An 18010-nucleotide genomic window follows, 5' to 3' on the forward strand; every position below is an offset into this window, starting at 1 on the left:
TTTGACCTCGCGGCAAGCGCTTGCCGATAATCGATTGCTCCATGCCGTCCGCGCAGAAGTTCTGCGCGATGCACCTGTCCGCCACTGAGGAGTCTTCATGACGCTGCTCTGGTACACCCGATGCCCTGCGCCGACGCCATTCGGCATCGCCGCGCAGCAAGGATTGCTGCAGGCCGAATTCGCTGCCGACGGCATCGAAGTGAAGGCATTGCAGGACGCCGACGACCCGGCCATCCGCCGCTCGCATTTCACGCATACGCAGCCGTGGTCGTTTCGTCAGGGCGGCAACATCCCGGCGCTATGGGCGCGGGCGCATGGCAGCGATACCCGGCTCATCGGCGTGAGCTGGGTCGATGAGTTTCAGGCGCTCATCACGCTCGATCCGCACCTCACGCCCACGCGCGCCTCGCTCTCGGGGCGTCGATTCGGATTGCCGATCAATACCGACGGCGAAGTAGTCGATTTTCATCGTGCCACTGCACTGCGAGGGCTGCATGCGCTGCTCGAAGCCATCGACGTTCCGCCTGCCGAGGTCGAGCTGGTCGATCTGCCGCATGCGCCCCGTGGCCTCGCCCACCCAAAGCCGGACGAATCCGCGCCGCTCGGCGAATGGCTCGATGCGCAGCGCGCTCACGAGTTTTCCCGCGAGGCGGCGGCGCTGCTGCGCGGCGAGGCCGACGTGGTGTTCGTCAAGGGCGCGACCGGACTCGACATCGCCAACGTGCTCGGCGCACGCGTGCTGGTCGACATCAGCGCGCATCCCGACCGGCGTGCGCACGCGAACAACGGTACGCCGCGCCCGCTCACGGTCGATGCGCAACTCCTGCGCGAGCGGCCCGACCTCGTCGAACGCGTGCTCGCGCGCACGCTCGGCGTGGCTGCGTGGGCCAGCGCGCATCCCGGCGACGTCACGCGCTATGTCGCCCGCGAAGTGCGCAGTGCCGAGCACTGGGTGACGCGCGCCTATGGCGCGGGCCTGCACCGGCAACTCGCGATCGGACTCGACGCCGGAGCGCTCGATGCGCTCGCGCACTTCAAGCGCTTTCTCTTCGAGCACGGCTTTATCGCGGCCGATTTCGACTTCGCGCAATGGGTCGATCCGGCACCGCTCGAGGCGGCGCTGGCGCGTCGCGCGGAGCGTGACGGCGTGCTCGCCGGCTGACCCAAAGGGCGCTGGCTGCCAGCGCGCTCATTTTCTCCCATCGCCTGTTGCCGAACCGATGATCGCTCTCCTCCTGCGCACGGCGCCGCGCCGTGTCGTTCTCATGCTCCTCGTCATGGCGAGCGTGGCCGCACACGTTGCCGCGCACGCGCAAACGCGCGGCGGCACGCTCAATTTCGTGGTGACGCCGGAGCCGACGGCGCTCGTGGATGTCGCCACGACCGCCGTGAACGTCCTCAAGGTCAGCCCGAAAGTGATTGAAGGGCTGCTCGACTACGACTTCGATCTGAAGCCCAAGCCGTTGCTCGCCACCGCATGGGAGATCGAGGACGGCGGGCGCCGCTATGTGTTTCATCTGCGGCACGGCGTGAAATGGCACGACGGCGCGCCGTTTACTTCGGCCGACGTTGCATGGTCGATCGAAACGCTGCGACGCGTGCATCCGCGCGCGCGTACCACCTTTGCGAACGTCACCGCGATCGCCACGCCAGACCCCGATACGGTCGTGCTGACGCTCAGCGAGCCGGCGCCGTGGCTGATACGCGCGTTTTCGGCTTCGGAAACGCCGATCCTGCCGAAGCACCTCTACGAGGGCAAGGACGTGCTCGCCAATCCGGCCAACAACGCGCCCATCGGCACCGGACCGTTCCGCTTCGTCAAGTGGGTGCGCGGCAGCTACATCGAATATGCGCGCAATGACGACTACTGGAACGCCGGCAAGCCATATCTGGACCGTATCATCGTGAAGATCGTCGCCGACCCGGCCGCGCGCGCGGTGGCGTTCGAGGACGGCTCGGTCGATCTCGGCGGCGACACGCCCGTGCCGCTCGCCGACCTCGACCGCCTCAAGGCCACTCCGAAGCTCGGCATCGACACACGCGGCTACGAGTTTCAGGCTGGTGTGGCGCGCATCGAGTTCAATCTCGACAACCCGGTGCTCAAGTCGTTGAAGGTGCGTCAGGCGATTGCCTCGGCGATCGATCGCGAAGTCATCCGCAGGGTCATCTACTACGGCTACGCGACGCTCACGGCGAGCCCGCTGATGCCGTCGAACCGCTACTATGACGCAGCACCCGTGCCCTACCCCTTCGACGTGGCGCGCGCCAACCGCCTGCTCGACGAGGCCGGTTATCCGCGCAAGGCGGACGGCACACGCTTCGCGCTTACGCTCGACCCGCTGCCGATCGGCGACCTGCCCGCGCGCACGGGCGAGTACATCAAGTCGGCGCTCGCCCGCGTGGGGATCGCCGTGACGATCCGCAATCAGGATCTCGCAGCTTACTTGAAGCGCGTCTATACCGACCGGCAATTCGATTTCACCGTAAATGGCATGAGCAATCTGTTCGATCCGGTGGTTGGCGTAGCGCGTTTGTACACGACCGACAACTTCCGCCCCGGCGTGCCCTTCACCAACGGCTCGCACTACAGCAACCCGCAAATCGACGGCCTGTTTGCGCAAGCCGCGAGAGAAAGCGACGAAACGAAGCGCAAGCAGCAGTTTGCGCAGATCCAGCGCATTCTGGAGCGCGATCTGCCCGACCTGAATCTCGTCTCGCCACAGTGGGTGACGCTCGCCTCGAAGCGCGTGCACGACCACTCCATTTCACCCGACGGCTTGGCAGCGAGTTTCGCCGATGTCTGGCTGTCACGATGAGCGCGCTCGCGGCGCGCGGTTTGAATGACTCAAGGAACCTGCATGGAATACCGGCAACTGGGCCATAGCGGCCTGAAAATCTCCACGCTGACGCTCGGCACGATGATGTTCGGCGGACCAACCGACGACGCCACGGCCGAACGCATCATCGGCGCCGCGCAGGAGCAAGGCGTGAATTCGATCGATACCGCCGACGTCTACCACCAGGGCGAGTGCGAGCGTGTGGTGGGCCGGCATATCGCCCGCCAACGCGACCGCTGGGTGCTCGCCACGAAGTTTGGCAACCCCGTTGGCAACCCGCGCGATATCAACGCGGCCGGCGCGTCGCGCAAACATGTGATCCGCGCGGTCGAAGCGAGCCTCGCGCGGCTCGATACCGATTATCTGGACCTCGTATATCTGCATCGCGAAGACCATCACACGCCAGTCGAGGAAACCGTGCGCGCGCTGGGCGATCTGATCGCGGCCGGCAAGCTGCGGCACTACGGGCTCTCGAATCATCGCGCCTGGCGCATTGCCGAGTTCAGCCGCGTGGCCGATTTGCTGGGCGTGCCGCGGCCCGTTGCGAGCCAGCCGCTCTACAACCTTGCCAATCGCCAGGTCGAGGCAGAGCAGTTGAGCGCGGCGTGGCACTATGGGCTTGGCGTGATCTCGTACAGCCCGCTCGCGCGGGGTGTGCTGACCGGCAAGTACGAGCCCGGTGCCCAGCCCGGCGCCGACACGCGCGCGGGACGGCAGGACCGCCGCCTGAGCGAGACCGAATGGCGCGCCGAAACGATCGAGCTTGCGCGGCGTGTGGAGGCGCATGCACAGGCGCGCAACCTCACCGCTGCGCAGTTCGCGCTGGCGTGGGTGCTCAATAGCCGCTATATCACTTCGGCGATCGCGGGGCCGCGCACCGAAGCGCAATGGCGCGACTATCTGCCCGCGCTACAGTATCGTCTCGATGAGGATGACGAATCATTCGTCGATTCGCTCGTGGCAAGCGGCCATCCTTCGACACCGGGGTTCAACGACCCCGGTCATCCGTTCTTCGGACGCCTCGTGCGCCATGGCGCCACGCAAGACCCGCGTGCGCCGGGCGGCGAACGCTGATCGCTGAGGGAGAGCACCGTGAACGCATTCACTCCGGACGCCGCGCTCGCGCGCGACGAGGACCACGCCGCCGCGTTGATCGAGCGCGCGGCGCGGCTCGGCGGCGCGTTTGCCGCGCTCGCCGACGAGTATGATCGCAATGCCACTGCGCCGCTCGAGCAATTCCGCGCGTTGCGCGAAGCGGGCCTGCTGCGCGCGAATATTGCCCGCAGCGACGGCGGCTTCGGCGCGGGGCTCGCGGTGGCGCGCGCGATCGTCGCCGAGATCGCTTATGGCGATCCGTCCGTCGCACTCATTCTCTCGATGCACTACAGCCAGCACGCCATGATCGTGCACGATGCGCGCGAGCACACGGGAAACTGGCCCGCAGCGCTCGCGCGGCGCCTCACGCGGGCGAGCGTGGAAGGCCGCGCGCTCGTCAACGCGGCCCAGGTCGAGCCGGCGCTCGGTTCGCCCTCGCATGGCGGCCTGCCCGACACGCTCGCGCGCCGCGAAGGCGCCTCGTGGCGCATCACGGGACACAAACTCTATGTGACGGGCGCCCCCCTGCTCACGTGGATCAACGTGCTTGCCCGCACCGACGAACCCGAACCGCGTCTCGGCCATTTTCTCGTGCCCCGCGAGGCGGCGGGCGTGCGCATCGTGGAGACGTGGGACCCGCTCGGCATGCGGGCGAGCGCGAGCCACGATGTGGTGTTCACGGACGTGGCGGTTTCTGCGGACGATGTGGTCGGTTTGAGGCCGGCGCATCTCGGCGTACAGCGCGATCCGCACGCCACGGCGTGGTACTTCAGTCTGGTCGGTACGGTTTACGACGGCGCGGCGCGGGCGGCGCGCGACTGGCTGCTCGCCTTCCTCACCGAGCGCAAGCCCGCTGCGCTAGGCGGTGCGGCGCTCGCCACCGTTCCGATCGTGCAGGAAAGCGTGGGGCGCATCGAGATGCTGCTGGCGAGCAACGACTGGCTGCTGCGTAGCCATGCCGACGCGATCGACGCAGGCACGGCGCCTGCTGAGCTGTCTGCCGTCGTCAAGCACAACGTGGTGGACAATGCGATACAGGCCGTGGATATCGCGCTCGAACTCGCGGGCAATCACGGGATTGCGCGGCACAATCCGCTCGAGCGCCATCACCGCAACGTGCAGTGCGCGCGCATTCACGCGCCGTCCAACAGCTTGCTGCGCACCATGGCGGCGCGCCGCGCGCTGGGATTGTGAAGGGTGAGAAAGCCCCGGCGCGCGGGAGCGGCCGGGGCAGACGAGAAAATCGTCGCGCTAAACGATTCCCGGCGCTGCCGCTTCGAGCACGTTCACGCGTTTCGGAATCAGCTTGAGGTCGAAAAAGGTATTGGCGATCTGCTGCTGCTCGGCGAGGATGGCCTTCGTGATCGGCCCGGTGCCGAACTGCACGCGCCCGATCACCTCGCTGACCACGTCGTTCGGCAAGCCCCACACCTGCGCGAGCTGGGCGGCGAGCGCGGCCCGGTTGGCCTGCCCCCACTGATCGATCTGGCTCAATTCATCGATGAGGACCTTGATGACATCCGGGTTTTGTTTCGCGTAGCTGAGCGACGAAAAATAGTAGGCGCGGTTGCCGACCACGCCGCTCGCATCGGCGAGAATGCGGGCGTCGAGGGTTTTCTGCGCGGCGGCGAGAAACGGATCCCAGATCACCCACGCGTCGATGGAGTTGCGCTCGAACGCCGCGCGCGCATCGGCGGGCGCGAGGAACACGACTTTCACGTCGCCATACTGAAGGTTGTGCGCCTGCAGCAGCTTGACGAGGAAATAGTGGACGTTGCTGCCGCGATTGAGCGCGATGGTCTTGCCCTTGAGATCCGCTACGCTGCGAACGGCCGAAGCGCGCGGCACGAGCACCGCTTCCGCTTGCGGCCGCGGCACCGTGGCCGCGACATAGGCGAGCGGCGCGCCGGCCGCCTGCGCGAAGATGGGGGGCGCCTCGCCCACGTCGCCAAAGTCGATCGAGCCTACGTTGAGGGCTTCGAGTTGCACCGGGCCTGCGTCGAATTCTGTCCACGTGACCGCGACACCGAGGGGCGCAAGCCGTTTCTCGAGCGTGCCGCGTCCTTTCAGCAGACTCAGATAACCCTTCTGATTCCCTACGCGCAGCGTACGCGATGCACTGGCCGCGCGCGCGGGTAATGCGCCGAGCACCGGCAAGGCGGCGAGCGCAGCGGCTCCGGCTGAGATTCGAATGAAGTTGCGGCGTGTGTTCATGCGTGGCAGCCTCGGCAATCTATTAGAAAGAAGTCGATGTTATAAGTCGCGCGGTGGCGTGAAAACCATCAAATCCTGCGCTTCTAATTCCCGCCAAAGATAACCGCGCCGCTTCGTAATCCATGCGGGCAGCCGATATGTAAATCTCGATTTAATATTGGCCGCCCGCGAAAGGCCCAACCATAATCGGCCTTTCCAAAACACGAAGACATTCATCATGCGATATCGATTAGTTATCCAGATATTATTTTCCACGATCGCGCTGTTCGTGCAGCCGCCGCCGGCTGTCCGCGCTGCCGACAACGCCGCGCACGTGCTGCGAGTCGGCTTTGTGCCCGGACCATACGCGGACGAATTTCGCGAAGGCGTCGAGCCGCAACTCAAGCGCAAGGGCTACACCGTCCAGTACGTGAACTTCAGCACCGGGCTCGAGGCGAACCAGGCCGTGTGGCACGGCGAAATCGCCGCCGACGTGATGCAGCACAGCGTCTATCTGAAGGCATACAACGACCGCAACGGCACCGACCTCGTCGGCGTCGTGCAAGTGCCCACGCCGCCCATGGGCCTCTACTCGACCCGCCATCACTCGCTCTCCGAGGTGAAGGCCGGCGCGACGGTCGCCGTGCCGAACGACCCCGTCAATCTTGAACGCGCGCTCAAGATTCTTCAGGCGATTGGCTGGATCCGCATTCGCGAGAATCCCAACCCCGTGGAGGTTTCCGAGCGTGACGTGGTCGCCAATCCCGCCGGCATTCGCATCGTCCCGCTCGAGACCGCACAGGCGCCACGTGCGCTCGAAGACGTCGATTTCGCGGCTATCCAGGGCAACTTCGCCATCTCCAGCGGGCACCGTCTGACCGAAGCACTGGCGCTCGAACAAATGCGCTCGCCTTACGTGAATCAGGTGGTCGTCAAATCGGCGAACCGTAATTCGAAGGAAACCGCCGATATTGTCGCGGCCTATCGATCGGACGAGTTCCGCGCGGCGATCCTGCGCAACCCGACCTACCAGGGCTATCGCTTGCCCGACTACTTCCCGCACTAACTCGTTCGATGTTTTCGATGCCTTGGCTCCGACCACGGCTTGAACACGCCCACACCCATGAAAAAAACTCTTCTCGCGCTCACTACCGTCGCACTGTCGCCCGTCGCCGCCTATGCCCAAAGCAGCGTGACCCTCTACGGGATCGTCACGGGCAACGTGACCTACACGAACAACGTTCAGACGGCGGCAACGCCTGCCGGTGGCAAGCCCACCGGCGGCGGGCAGGTCGCCCAGTTCGACAGCGGCACCTCGGGCCCGAGTTCGAGCCGCTGGGGCCTGAAAGGCATCGAAGATCTCGGCGGCAGCGTGAAGACGCTGTTTGTGCTCGAAAGCGGCTTCAGTGTCAGCAACGGCACGCTCGGCCAGGGTGGCACCCTGTTCGGCCGTCAGGCCTGGATCGGCATCACCGCACCCAATTACGGCACCGCATCGCTCGGGCGCCAGTCCGACGCCGCGGTGGATTACGTGTCGCCGCTGCTCTATGCCTGGTACTTCGGCAACCTCGCGATCCATCCGGCCGACTATGACAATCTGAATTTCACGCACCGCATCAACAACGCGATCAAGTACAGTTCGGACTCCTTTGGAGGATTCCGGTTCGGCGCGCTGTACAGCCTGGGCGGGATAGCGGGCAACTTCACGCAGAACCAGTATTGGTCCGCGGGCTTCAGCTATACCGGGCCGAGTGTTGCGGTGGCCGCATCGATCATCAACGCGCGCAACCCGAACACTTCGCTCTATGGCACGAACGCAAATGCGAGCGCCACCAGCAACAATCTCGGCTCCGCCGGGTCCGCCACGACGCCGGCATCGAACCCGTCCATCTCGGGATTCGCGTCCGCCCGCACGCAACAGACGGTCGCCGTGGCCTCGACCTGGACGATCGGCTCGGCCATCCTGGGCATCGCCTGGTCCAACACGCAATACCGCGATCTCGGCGCCACCGCCGCGCTGAATACGCAGAACTACCACGGCACCGCCTCGTTCAATACGGTGGGGGCGAGCGTGCGCTACCAGGTCACGCCCTTCCTGCGCGTCGGCACCTCGTTCGACTACACGAACGGCGGCAACCTGAACGGTACGGGCGGCGCGCGCTACGAGCAGTGGAATCTGGGCACCGGCTACTCGCTCTCGAAAGCCACCGAGCTGTATGTGACGGCTGCGTACCAGCATGCGAGCGGAGTCGATTCGTGGGGCCGCCAGGCAGTCGCGGACATCGGCTATCTCTCGCCCTCGACAACCTCGAATCAGGTTGCGGTGTCGGCCGGTATCAAGCACCTGTTCTAACCCGCATTACGGGCCGCCGCCGGGTCAATTCGACCGGGGCGGCCGATCGTCCAGCCAGTTGGACAAAGCGGCGTTCCTTTGGACGCGCACGCGCATCCGCCCTACGATGCTGTCGCCACGCTCACTCCGGAACGCCCGCCATGACCTCAACATCCGCTTATCTCCCGCACGATCTCGATAGCGCGCTGCTCGTCGGCCGTGTCTGGCGGCCCACGCCGGAGGGCGACGGACCCTGTGTAGTCGTCGTGCGCGGCGGCATGGTCTTCGATATTTCGGAGGTGGCGCCCACCACGGCCGACTTGTTCGAATACGACGATCTGCTCGATGTCGTGCGGCATACGCCCGGCGAGCCGCTGGGCACGGCTGAGGCGCTGCTCGAACACAGCTTCGCGGGCGACCGCCCCGCGGATCGCCCCTGGCTGCTCGCGCCCTGTGACCTGCAGGCGATCAAGGCGTGTGGCGTGACGTTCGCCGTGAGTCTTCTGGAACGCGTGATCGAAGAACAGGCCGGTGGCGATCCCGCCAAAGCCCAGGACGTACGCACCGAAATCACGAAGCTGATCGGCGCCGATCTTTCGAAAATCAAGCCGGGGTCCGAGGCCGCGATCAAACTGAAGGAAGAACTTCAGCGCCGTGGCGCGTGGTCGCAATACATGGAAGTCGGCATTGGGCCGGACGCCGAGGTGTTCTCGAAGTCCCAGCCGATGTCCTCCGTGGGCTTCGGCGCCGATATCGGCCTGCATCCCGCCTCGGCGTGGAATAACCCCGAGCCTGAGGTCGTGCTCGCGGTCAACAGCCGCGGCGAAGTGGTCGGGGCGACGCTCGGCAACGACGTCAATCTGCGCGACATCGAAGGCCGCTCGGCCCTGCTGCTCGGCAAATGCAAGGACAACAACGGCTCGTGCGCGATCGGACCGTTCATTCGTCTGTTCGATGAGGGCTTCACGCTCGACACGGTTCGTGCCACCAGCGTCTCGCTTCGCGTGGAAGGGGCCGACGACAACTTCCTGCTCGAAGGCGTGAGCCACATGCAGGAAATCAGCCGCGATCCGCTCGATCTCGTTTCGCAGGCGTGGGGCCGCCATCATCAGTATCCGGACGGTTTCATGCTTTTTCTCGGCACGATGTTCTCGCCGATCAAGGACCGCGACGCGCCCGGCGGCGGCTTCACGCATCACCTTGGCGACCGGGTGACGATCAGCGCGCCGCCGCTTGGCGCCATCGTCAACACCGTACGCCTTTGCACCGAAATCGAACCGTGGACGTTCGGCGTGCGCGCCCTTTATACCAATCTCGCCGAGCGCGGTCTTTTTTAATCTGGAGTGAATTCGCAATGCAGACAGAAAACAACGCGTCTTTCGCGCGTATCGACGAAGCCGCCGCGCTCGCACACGAAGCACAGGCTCTTTATGGCGCGGCTTCGCGTGCCGTGCGTAGCGCCCTGCTGCGCGGCCTCGCCGACGCGCTCGAAAACGACGCCGCCCAGCTCGTCACCATCGCCGACGAAGAAACGTCGCTTGGCGCCGCGCGTTTGAATGGCGAACTCGCACGTACCGCGTTTCAGCTGCGCGGCTTTGCCGAGCGCGTGGATGCGGGCATCGCCAATCGCCACGTCGACGACGCCGCCGTGCCCGGCGCGCCGCCCGCGGGCCGCCCGCACCTCACGCGTGTGCAACTGCCGCTCGGGCCGGTCGCCATGTTCTCGGCGAGCAATTTCCCGTTCGCGTTCTCGGTGCTCGGCGGCGATACGGCCTCGGCGCTCGCTGCGGGCTGCACGGTGATCGTCAAGCCGCACTCGGGCCATCCCGAACTGTCGCGCCGCGTGCATGCGCTCGCCGCGAGCGTGCTGCGCGAACAGGGCCTGCCCGAAGGCGTGATCGCGTTCGTCGATCAGGCGTCGCGCGAAGCGGCCGTGCATCTCGTTGGCCACGCCGATGTCGCGGCGGTGGCGTTCACGGGTTCGTATCAGGGCGGCGTGGCCCTGTGGCGCGCGGCCAATGCGCGTCGCCGGCCGATTCCGTTTTATGGCGAACTCGGCTCGATCAATCCGCTCGTCGTGCTGCCGCAAGCCCTTGCGGAAGGCGTCGATACGCCTGCCGCTACCCTCGCCGCTTCGATCACGATGGGCTGCGGCCAGTTCTGCACGAGCCCCGGGTTGATCGTCGTGCGCGACGACGAAAATGGCGAGCGCTTCGTAGAGGCTCTGGCGCAAGCGTTGTCCGCGCAGAAGCCGCATGCCATGCTCACGGCCGCCATGCGCCGCGGGTTCGAAGGCGCCGCTGCGCATATCGCTAGCCAGGCGGACGTGCGCGTGCGTCTGGCCGCTCCGGCACACGACGAGGATGCCGCCGCGCCCGCGCCGCGTCTGTTCGAAACCGACGCGCAGACGTTCATCGCCAACGTGGCGCTGCACGAAGAGATGTTCGGTCCGGCCGCGCTGATCGTGAAGGTGCGTGACGACGCGCAAACGCGCGACGTGCTCGCTGCGGTGGAAGGTTCGCTCACGGTGACGCTGTGGGGCGCGCAAGCCGATACGCCGTCCAATCGCGCGCTCGCAGTCGCTGCGCAACGTATCGCAGGTCGCGTGCTGTTCGGCGGCGTGCCGACGGGCGTTGCCGTGTGCGATGCGCAGCAGCACGGCGGCCCGTGGCCCGCTTCGACGCAGCCGCAAACCACCTCGGTAGGTTACGCGGCGATCGAGCGCTTCCTGCGCCCCGTTGCGTTGCAGGATGCGCCGCAGTGGGCGATTGCCGCGACGAGCGGAACGGCAACGGCATAAGGCAACGCGCAACACGCACGATTGAAGCCCAGTAAAAAAACGGAGACCGGATATTGAATCCGGTCTCCGCTTTTCACTTTCAGCATTGAGTTACTCGCTGCCTGCAATGTGCCTCGGAACGGCGAGCACGGCAAGCGCCGCGGCTCTTCCTTTCGCCCTGCACATGACTCACATCCATACAAGTCAGTCGTAAAGCACCGCCGCGATCTTCGGGTCGCTCATATTGGTCTTGTCGTACCAGTAGAAGCCCGTGTCGATCTTCTTGGGCAGCGCTTCGCCCTTCAACGCCTTCGCCGCGGAATCGACGACGCACTTGCCGATGCCGACCGGGTTCTGCGTAATCGCGCCCGCCATCAGGCCGGACATGATGGCCTCCTTTTGCTCCTTGCCCGAGTCGTAGCCGATCAGCACCAGCTTCTTGCCCGACTCCTTCACGCCGATCGCCGCGCCTTCCGCCGAGCCTTCATTGGCGCCGAAAATACCCTTGAGGTTCGGGTTCGCCTGAATCATGGCCTTGGCGATTTCCGCCGACTTCAGGTGGTCGCCCGCGCCGTACTGCACGGAAACGATCTTGATGCCGGGGTGCTTCGTCTTCATCTCGTTGAGGAAGCCGTCGCGCCGGTCGATACCCGTGCGGCTGGTCTGGTCATGCACGATCACGCCGACTTCGCCGGAGTTGCCGATCATCTCCGCCATCTTGTCGGCGGCGAGCGCGGCGGCCGCGAGGTTGTCCGTGGCGCAGGTCGTGAGCGGGATATCGCTGTCGACGCCCGAGTCGAACGCGATCACCGGGATCTTGCTGGACTGCGCGCGTTTGAGCAGCGGAATGGCGGCCTTGCTGTCGAGCGCGGCGATGCCGAGCGCCTGTGGCTTCTTGGCGAGCGCGGCCGAAAGCATGTCGATCTGCTTGTCGACCATGGCCTCGGTCTCAGGGCCTTCGAACGTGATCCTGACGTTGTTCGCCTTCGCCGACTGTTCCGCGCCGGATTTCACGGCCTGCCAGAACTGATGCTGAAAGCCCTTCGAAATGATCGGAATATAGGGTTCCTCAGCATGGGCCAAGCTCGACGCGCCCACGAGCGCGCCCACTCCGATGACGGCACTGATCAGTTTTCTTTTCAACATGACATTTCTCCTCCTAGGGTGGGCCATAGACCTCCAGCCGTTGAGGGAGCCTTGTTTTACTCCCCGTTCTTTCCGTGCTTCTTTCGTCTCCTTTTTTAGCTCTTCTTGCGGCGCAGGATATCCGCATAAACCGCGAGAATGATGATGAGACCCGTCACCACGATCTGCCACTCCTGCGCGACCGACATGATGCGCAGACCGTTGGTCAGCACGCTCATGATGAACGCGCCGATGATGGTGCCGAGGATCGTGCCCGAGCCGCCGCTCAGCGACGTGCCGCCGATCACCACCGCCGCGATAGCCTCCAGCTCGTAGCCCTGGCCGAGCGCCGGTTGCGCCGAGTTCAGGCGCGATGCGATCAGGAGCCCTGCAATGCCGCAAATCGCGCCGCCGAGGCCATAAATCGCGATCTTCCAGCGATCGACGTTCACGCCCGAGAGCCGCACGGCCTCTTCGTTGCTGCCGAGCGCGAACGTATAGCGCCCAAGCGCGGTGCGGTTCAGCGTGATCGAACTCACAATCGCGAGCACGAACAGAATGAGCACCGCGTTCGGTACAGGCACGCTGGGCAGGAAATAACCGATCAGCGAGTCTTGCGAAATCATGTAGAAGTTTTCGGTGTCGTTGAAATAGATCGGCTTGTCGGACGAGACGACGAGCGAAAGCCCCTTGAGCAGCAGCATCATGCCCAGCGTGGCGATGAACGGCGGGATCTTCATCTTCGCCGTGAGCGTGCCCGAAATGGTTCCGCACACCGCTCCCGTGCCGATTGCGGCAAGCACGCCGATCCACATCGGCAAATGCCAGTAGGTCAGAAACACACCACAAATGACTGCGGTAAAGGTCATCAGCGTGCCGACCGACAAATCGATGCCGCCCGTGATGATCACGAACGTGCTGGCAATGGCGAGCACGCCGTTCACGGCGGTGGCCTGCAGAATGCCGAGGATGTTGTCCATCTGCATGAAGGCAGGCGAAGCGAAGCTGAAAAAGATCAGCAGCAGGATCAGGCTCGCGAACGCGAGCATTTTCTGCAGCGCAGTGGGCGAGAAAATGCGCGCCTTGATGCCGGACGACCGTTTCTGGTCGGCGAGCGCCGCAGTATCCGATTGCATAGTCATGGATTCGACCTCTTGAGGCTCATGCCGCTTGCAGGGTTTCGCGCTGGGTCGCGAGATGCATGATGCGCTCCTGGGTCGCCTCGCTGGCGGAAAGTTCGCCAGTGATACGGCCTTCGCACATCACTACGATCCGGTCGCTCATGCGCAGGATTTCCGGAAGTTCCGACGAGATCATCACGATCGCCTTGCCTTGTTCGGCGAGCGCGCGCAACAGCTTGTAGATTTCGCTTTTCGCGCCGACGTCGATGCCGCGCGTGGGCTCGTCGAAGAAAAGCACGTCGCAGTCGCGCTCCAGCCACTTTGCAATGACGATCTTCTGCTGGTTGCCGCCCGACAGCAGACGCACCGGCTGCGTGGCGGAAGGCGTGCGGATGGCGAGCAGACTGATGAAATGCGCCGCCGTCTTGCGGATTTGCATGCGGCGCAGAAACACGTTCAGCGAGAGGAACTTGCCGAGATTGGACATCACGATGTTCGATTCGACGTCCATGCCGGTCGCGAGACCAAAGCGCTTGCGGTCCTCGGAGAGATACCCGATGCTGTGCGCGACCGCGTCGCCCGGCGTTTTGATCGATACCTTCGCGCCTTTCACGAAGATCTCGCCGGATTCGACCGGGTCCGCGCCGAACACGGCGCGCGCGACCTCGGTGCGGCCCGCGCCCATGAGTCCCGCAAAGCCCAGTATTTCGCCTTTGCGCAACGTGAAGCTCACATCCCGCACGAGCGGGCCCGCGTTCAGGTGCTTCACGTCGAGCGCGACTTCGCCCTGGTGCGCCGGCCCCTGGTACGGTGCAACATCGGCGAGCGTTCTGCCGACCATCATGCCGATGATGGCCTGCACGCTCGTATCGGCGGCGGCGACGGTGGCGACGTACTCGCCGTCGCGCAGCACGGTGACGCGATCGGCGATCTGCTTGAGCTCATCCATCTTGTGCGAGATGTAGACGATCCCCACGCCCCGCTCTTTCAACTGGCGAATGATGCGGAAAAGCTCGGCGATTTCCGCGTCGTTGAGCGCGGAGGTCGGCTCGTCCATGATCAGCACGCGCGAATCGAACGACAGCGCCTTGGCGATCTCGACCATCTGCTGGCTTGCCACCGTGAGCGAGCCGACCATGGTGCGCGGGTCGAGCTGCACGTGCATGCGGGCGAGAATCGCGCGGGCCTGCGCATTGAGCTTGTCTTCGTCGAGAAAGAGCCCGAGGCGCCCGCGCGGTTCGCGGCCGATGAACATGTTCTGCGCGACGGTCAAATGATTCATCAGCTGGAGTTCCTGATGAATGATGCCGACGCCCACGGCCTGGGCCTCGCCCGGACTCGCGAACGCTACGGGCTGGCCGTCGTAGAGAATGTCGCCCGAATCTCGCGTATACACGCCCGCGAGAATCTTCATCAAGGTCGACTTGCCCGCGCCGTTCTCGCCCATCAGCGCGTGCACCTCGCCCGCCATGAGCTCGAATTGCACTTCGTGAAGCGCTCTCACGCCGGGAAAACTCTTGCTCAGCTTGTTGACGGAGATGAGCGGCGTCATGGCGCTGATCCGCGAAGAAAAGCCAGACACATTACCGGGGCCTCTTGATTGCGTGCGCGGCGTGGCTTGCAGCGCTGCACAAAGGGGGTTGAAGGACGGGCGTTGCTCGACGCACGACCAAGTGCTCAAGGTGCAAAGAGATCCGGCCGTTCTTTCGCGGACCGGCGCAATTCCTCGATCACCTGATCGAGATGGTCGTGCATTGCTTTGGCCGCCGCGTCGGCACGGCCGGCGCGAATGGCCTCGAAAATCCGCTCGTGCTCCTCGAGCGTGTGCACGAGACGCTCGGGACTCGCCAGCAGTTGCCTCGCGCGGTCCAGCGCGTTGCGCGACACCGCGACGATCTCTTTCACGCGCGGCAGGTTCACCGCGTCGAGCAGGATTTCATGAAACGCCAGATCGAGCTCATGAAACTCGAGACGCTGTCCATTGCCGGCAATCTTGCGCTGCTCATCGAGATTGGCGGCCAGTGCGTCGATCGTGGCACGGTCCTTCATGCGCGCGACGCCGCGCACCGTTTCGACTTCGAGCGCGCTGCGAATGAACAGATGCTGGCGAATATCGTCGAGCGCGATCGGTTTGACGCGCGTGCCGCGCTGCGGCAAAACTTCGACGAGACCCGCATGCGCGAGCTTCGCGAGCGCGGCGGAAACCGGAAAGCGCGACACGCCCATGCGTTCGCAGACCGCCATCTTGTCGATCATCATCCCGGGTTCCAGCGCGAGCGTGACGATCGCTTCTCGCAGTGCGTGCTCGACTGCATCGGTCAGGCTGCCGCGCTCGCCGCCTCTAATCTTTTGCAGTGCGACATAAGGATCGCCAACACTCGCCATTTCGGATGAAGAGTTCACGGCACGCTTGATTTTGAGAAGACATGCTAGCATGCTAGGTAGCAGATTCAGCGTTGTCAACGCGTGCAAACGTCTGGTTTTCCCCTACCGAAAGCCGTCCCTTCACCAGGGAGTTCGAATGACTACGATCAGCAAGCTGTCCGTTCGCGACATCCGCTTTCCCACTTCGCGTTCGCTCGACGGTTCCGACGCCATGAACGCCGCGCCGGACTACTCCGCCACTTACGTCACGCTCGAGACCGATTCTCCAGACAAATTCACAGGGCACGGGCTCACGTTCACGATCGGGCGCGGAAATGAAATCTGCGTGACGGCGGTCAACGCGCTGGCGCCGCTCATAGTCGGCAAGCGGCTCGAAGACATTGCCTCAAACATGGGCGCATTCTGGCGCGCATTTACTTCGGATAGCCAACTACGCTGGATCGGCCCTGACAAGGGCGCGATTCATCTGGCTACGGCGGCAGTCGTCAATGCGGTGTGGGACCTGTGGGCCAAATCGGTTGGCAAGCCCGTATGGAAACTGCTCGCGGACATGAGTCCCGAGGAACTCGTGCGCTGCCTCGATTTTCGCTACGTGACCGATGCGATCACGCCTTACGAGGCGTTGGCCATCCTGCATCGCCACGCGAAGACCAAGGGCGTGCGCGAAGCGGAAATGCTCGCGCAGGGCTATCCCGCCTATACGACTTCGGCTGGCTGGCTGGGCTACGACGACGACAAGATTCGGCGCCTCGCGCGGGAAGGCGTCGCGTTGGGCTGGACGCATTTCAAGCAGAAAGTGGGCGGCAATCTCGACGAAGACGTGCGCCGCGCACGCATTCTGCGCGAGGAAATCGGCGAGAACCTGAAGCTGATGATGGACGCCAACCAGGTGTGGGACGTGGACGAAGCGGTGGCGAACATGCGGCGGCTCGCGGAATTCGATCCGTGGTGGATCGAGGAGCCGACGAGCCCCGACGATATTCTCGGCCATGCGGAGATTCGCCGGCGTTTGGGGGCGATTGGGGTTGCCACGGGCGAGCACTGTCACAATCGCGTGATGTTCAAGCAGTTGCTGCAGGCGCAGGCGATCGATTTTTGTCAGGTGGATGCCTGTCGGTTAGGTGGGCTCAACGAAGTGATCGTCGTGTTGTTGATGGCCGCGAAGTTTGGTGTGCCCGTTTGTCCGCATGCCGGTGGCGTTGGGCTGTGTGAGTATGTGCAGCATATTTCGCTGTTTGATTATTTGTGTGTTTCGGCTTCGCTCGAGAATCGGGTTCTCGAGTATGTTGATCACTTGCATGAGCATTTTGTTGATCCTGTTGTGATTCGGAATGGGCGGTATATGCCGCCGCAGAAGCCTGGGTATAGCATTGAGATGATTGCTGAATCGCTTGATAGGTTTGATTTCCCTGACGGGGAGGCGTGGCGGGGTTAATTTTTTGTCTTGGCTTCTTGTGATTTTGGCCTTTCCTTGTGTTCGTGTCGGTATGTGGGCGTTGCCCCTGTGCGGGGCAATGCTCTCAACTTAAGCCCTGAAAGTGCTTGTATACGAGGCATAGGACCTGTAAACTTCACACCATAACTTCCTGATAAATCAACGATATGAACTCAAATACCGGCGTCTTCCCGACTTCTGGCTGAGTTCTCCGATTTCCTGTTCGATCCGGCGCTCGTTGAGCGCGTGCGCCGTACTCCCACCGCCTTTACCCGCAATCGCACGCTTACATTGCCGCGCATGGCCGCGATGATGATGTCGGCCATGTGTACCAGCGTGCAGGCCGAACTCGACAGCCTGTTTGGCACGCTCGGCGAGCATGGCGGGCGCACCCGCGCCGTCACTGCGCAGGCCTTCAGCAAGGCGCGTCGGGGACTCTCCGCTGATCTGTTCGAACTGGCCCGTGCCCGCCTGATTGCACTTGCCCAACCCCATCTCGATTCGATGCGCTGGCACGGCCTGCGCCTGGTTGCCGCCGATGGCAGCCGTCTGCGCGTGGGCACGCGTCGCGGCCATGAACTGTGCGCCGAACACTACGCGTTTGCGCTGTTCCTGCCGGGGGCCGAACTGACCCTGCACGCCGCGCTTCATCCCGCCGACGGTGCTGAGCGGCAGATGCTGTTCGAGGCGCTGCACGCACTGCAGCCG

14 protein-coding genes and 1 pseudogene are annotated in these 18010 nt (G+C 64.1%); 10 read left to right on the plus strand and 5 right to left on the minus strand.

Annotated elements, in window-relative coordinates; all coding sequences use genetic code 11:
* The first annotated feature begins 97 nt into the window (after positions 1–97).
* The 4 genes from AB4Y44_RS09540 (at position 98) to AB4Y44_RS09555 (ending at position 5126) form a co-directional block, all read left to right on the plus strand.
* Positions 98–1162, plus strand: a complete 1065-nt coding sequence (locus AB4Y44_RS09540; RefSeq protein WP_368699322.1) for an ABC transporter substrate-binding protein — start codon at positions 98–100, stop codon at positions 1160–1162.
* A 103-nt stretch (positions 1163–1265) separates the two neighbouring features.
* On the plus strand, positions 1266–2816 hold the full coding sequence (locus AB4Y44_RS09545) for an ABC transporter substrate-binding protein (protein WP_368699333.1): 1551 nt from the start codon (positions 1266–1268) through the stop codon (positions 2814–2816).
* Between the two features lie 42 nt (positions 2817–2858).
* Positions 2859–3911: an aldo/keto reductase gene (locus AB4Y44_RS09550; protein WP_368699323.1), complete on the plus strand. Its 1053-nt coding sequence runs from the start codon at positions 2859–2861 to the stop codon at positions 3909–3911.
* 18 nt (positions 3912–3929) lie between these two features.
* Positions 3930–5126, plus strand: a complete 1197-nt coding sequence (locus tag AB4Y44_RS09555; RefSeq protein ID WP_368699324.1) for an acyl-CoA dehydrogenase family protein — start codon at positions 3930–3932, stop codon at positions 5124–5126.
* A gap of 57 nt (positions 5127–5183) precedes the next feature.
* Here AB4Y44_RS09555 and AB4Y44_RS09560 read toward each other — a convergent pair whose 3' ends face one another.
* On the minus strand, positions 5184–6146 hold the full coding sequence (locus AB4Y44_RS09560) for a sulfonate ABC transporter substrate-binding protein (protein WP_368699325.1): 963 nt from the start codon (positions 6144–6146) through the stop codon (positions 5184–5186).
* A 217-nt stretch (positions 6147–6363) separates the two neighbouring features.
* Between AB4Y44_RS09560 and AB4Y44_RS09565 the strand changes: the two genes are divergently transcribed.
* The 4 genes from AB4Y44_RS09565 (at position 6364) to AB4Y44_RS09580 (ending at position 11257) form a co-directional block, all read left to right on the plus strand.
* Complete coding sequence (locus AB4Y44_RS09565; RefSeq protein WP_368699326.1) at positions 6364–7191, plus strand: MetQ/NlpA family ABC transporter substrate-binding protein; 828 nt, start codon at positions 6364–6366, stop codon at positions 7189–7191.
* Between the two features lie 57 nt (positions 7192–7248).
* Entirely contained in the window at positions 7249–8478 is a 1230-nt protein-coding gene (locus tag AB4Y44_RS09570) for a porin (RefSeq protein ID WP_342920716.1), read from the plus strand.
* 140 nt (positions 8479–8618) lie between these two features.
* Positions 8619–9794, plus strand: a complete 1176-nt coding sequence (locus AB4Y44_RS09575) for a fumarylacetoacetate hydrolase family protein (protein WP_368699327.1) — start codon at positions 8619–8621, stop codon at positions 9792–9794.
* 17 nt (positions 9795–9811) lie between these two features.
* A complete protein-coding gene (locus tag AB4Y44_RS09580; RefSeq protein WP_368699328.1) occupies positions 9812–11257 on the plus strand; it encodes an aldehyde dehydrogenase (NADP(+)) in 1446 nt (481 codons plus the stop codon).
* Positions 11258–11440: 183 nt separating this feature from the next.
* On the opposite strand, the gene AB4Y44_RS09585 is transcribed toward AB4Y44_RS09580, so the two are convergent.
* From AB4Y44_RS09585 to AB4Y44_RS09600, 4 genes are all read right to left on the minus strand, one after another.
* Positions 11441–12382, minus strand: a complete 942-nt coding sequence (locus tag AB4Y44_RS09585) for an ABC transporter substrate-binding protein (RefSeq protein WP_342920713.1) — start codon at positions 12380–12382, stop codon at positions 11441–11443.
* A 95-nt stretch (positions 12383–12477) separates the two neighbouring features.
* Entirely contained in the window at positions 12478–13503 is a 1026-nt protein-coding gene (locus tag AB4Y44_RS09590; RefSeq protein WP_342920712.1) for an ABC transporter permease, read from the minus strand.
* A gap of 19 nt (positions 13504–13522) precedes the next feature.
* The gene (locus AB4Y44_RS09595) at positions 13523–15034 is read right to left on the minus strand and encodes a sugar ABC transporter ATP-binding protein (protein ID WP_342920711.1); all 1512 of its coding nucleotides are present in this window, start codon (positions 15032–15034) and stop codon (positions 13523–13525) included.
* 125 nt (positions 15035–15159) lie between these two features.
* Positions 15160–15918: a GntR family transcriptional regulator gene (locus AB4Y44_RS09600; RefSeq protein WP_069267990.1), complete on the minus strand. Its 759-nt coding sequence runs from the start codon at positions 15916–15918 to the stop codon at positions 15160–15162.
* Between the two features lie 85 nt (positions 15919–16003).
* On the opposite strand from AB4Y44_RS09600, the gene AB4Y44_RS09605 reads away from it, so the two are divergent.
* Complete coding sequence (locus AB4Y44_RS09605) at positions 16004–17302, plus strand: L-fuconate dehydratase (RefSeq protein WP_368699334.1); 1299 nt, start codon at positions 16004–16006, stop codon at positions 17300–17302.
* Positions 17303–17602: 300 nt separating this feature from the next.
* Positions 17603–18010 (plus strand): annotated as a pseudogene (locus tag AB4Y44_RS09610) (IS4/IS5 family transposase); the annotation flags it as partial.

Source organism: Paraburkholderia sp. BR10937, assembly GCF_040965695.1.
Classification (GTDB): Bacteria; Pseudomonadota; Gammaproteobacteria; order Burkholderiales; family Burkholderiaceae; genus Paraburkholderia.

Excerpts from the sequence above, each read along its gene's own strand:
- AB4Y44_RS09570 (WP_342920716.1), top strand. The coding sequence starts at position 7,249 with ATGAAAAAAACTCTTCTCGCGCTCACTACCGTCGCACTGTCGCCCGTC.
- AB4Y44_RS09565 (WP_368699326.1), top strand. The coding sequence starts at position 6,364 with ATGCGATATCGATTAGTTATCCAGATATTATTTTCCACGATCGCGCTG.
- AB4Y44_RS09600 (WP_069267990.1), bottom strand. The coding sequence starts at position 15,918 with ATGCTAGCATGTCTTCTCAAAATCAAGCGTGCCGTGAACTCTTCATCC.
- AB4Y44_RS09560 (WP_368699325.1), bottom strand. The coding sequence starts at position 6,146 with ATGAACACACGCCGCAACTTCATTCGAATCTCAGCCGGAGCCGCTGCG.
- AB4Y44_RS09575 (WP_368699327.1), top strand. The coding sequence starts at position 8,619 with ATGACCTCAACATCCGCTTATCTCCCGCACGATCTCGATAGCGCGCTG.
- AB4Y44_RS09595 (WP_342920711.1), bottom strand. The coding sequence starts at position 15,034 with ATGACGCCGCTCATCTCCGTCAACAAGCTGAGCAAGAGTTTTCCCGGC.
- AB4Y44_RS09590 (WP_342920712.1), bottom strand. The coding sequence starts at position 13,503 with ATGACTATGCAATCGGATACTGCGGCGCTCGCCGACCAGAAACGGTCG.
- AB4Y44_RS09540 (WP_368699322.1), top strand. The coding sequence starts at position 98 with ATGACGCTGCTCTGGTACACCCGATGCCCTGCGCCGACGCCATTCGGC.
- AB4Y44_RS09585 (WP_342920713.1), bottom strand. The coding sequence starts at position 12,382 with ATGTTGAAAAGAAAACTGATCAGTGCCGTCATCGGAGTGGGCGCGCTC.
- AB4Y44_RS09605 (WP_368699334.1), top strand. The coding sequence starts at position 16,004 with ATGACTACGATCAGCAAGCTGTCCGTTCGCGACATCCGCTTTCCCACT.
- AB4Y44_RS09580 (WP_368699328.1), top strand. The coding sequence starts at position 9,812 with ATGCAGACAGAAAACAACGCGTCTTTCGCGCGTATCGACGAAGCCGCC.
- AB4Y44_RS09545 (WP_368699333.1), top strand. The coding sequence starts at position 1,266 with ATGCTCCTCGTCATGGCGAGCGTGGCCGCACACGTTGCCGCGCACGCG.
- AB4Y44_RS09550 (WP_368699323.1), top strand. The coding sequence starts at position 2,859 with ATGGAATACCGGCAACTGGGCCATAGCGGCCTGAAAATCTCCACGCTG.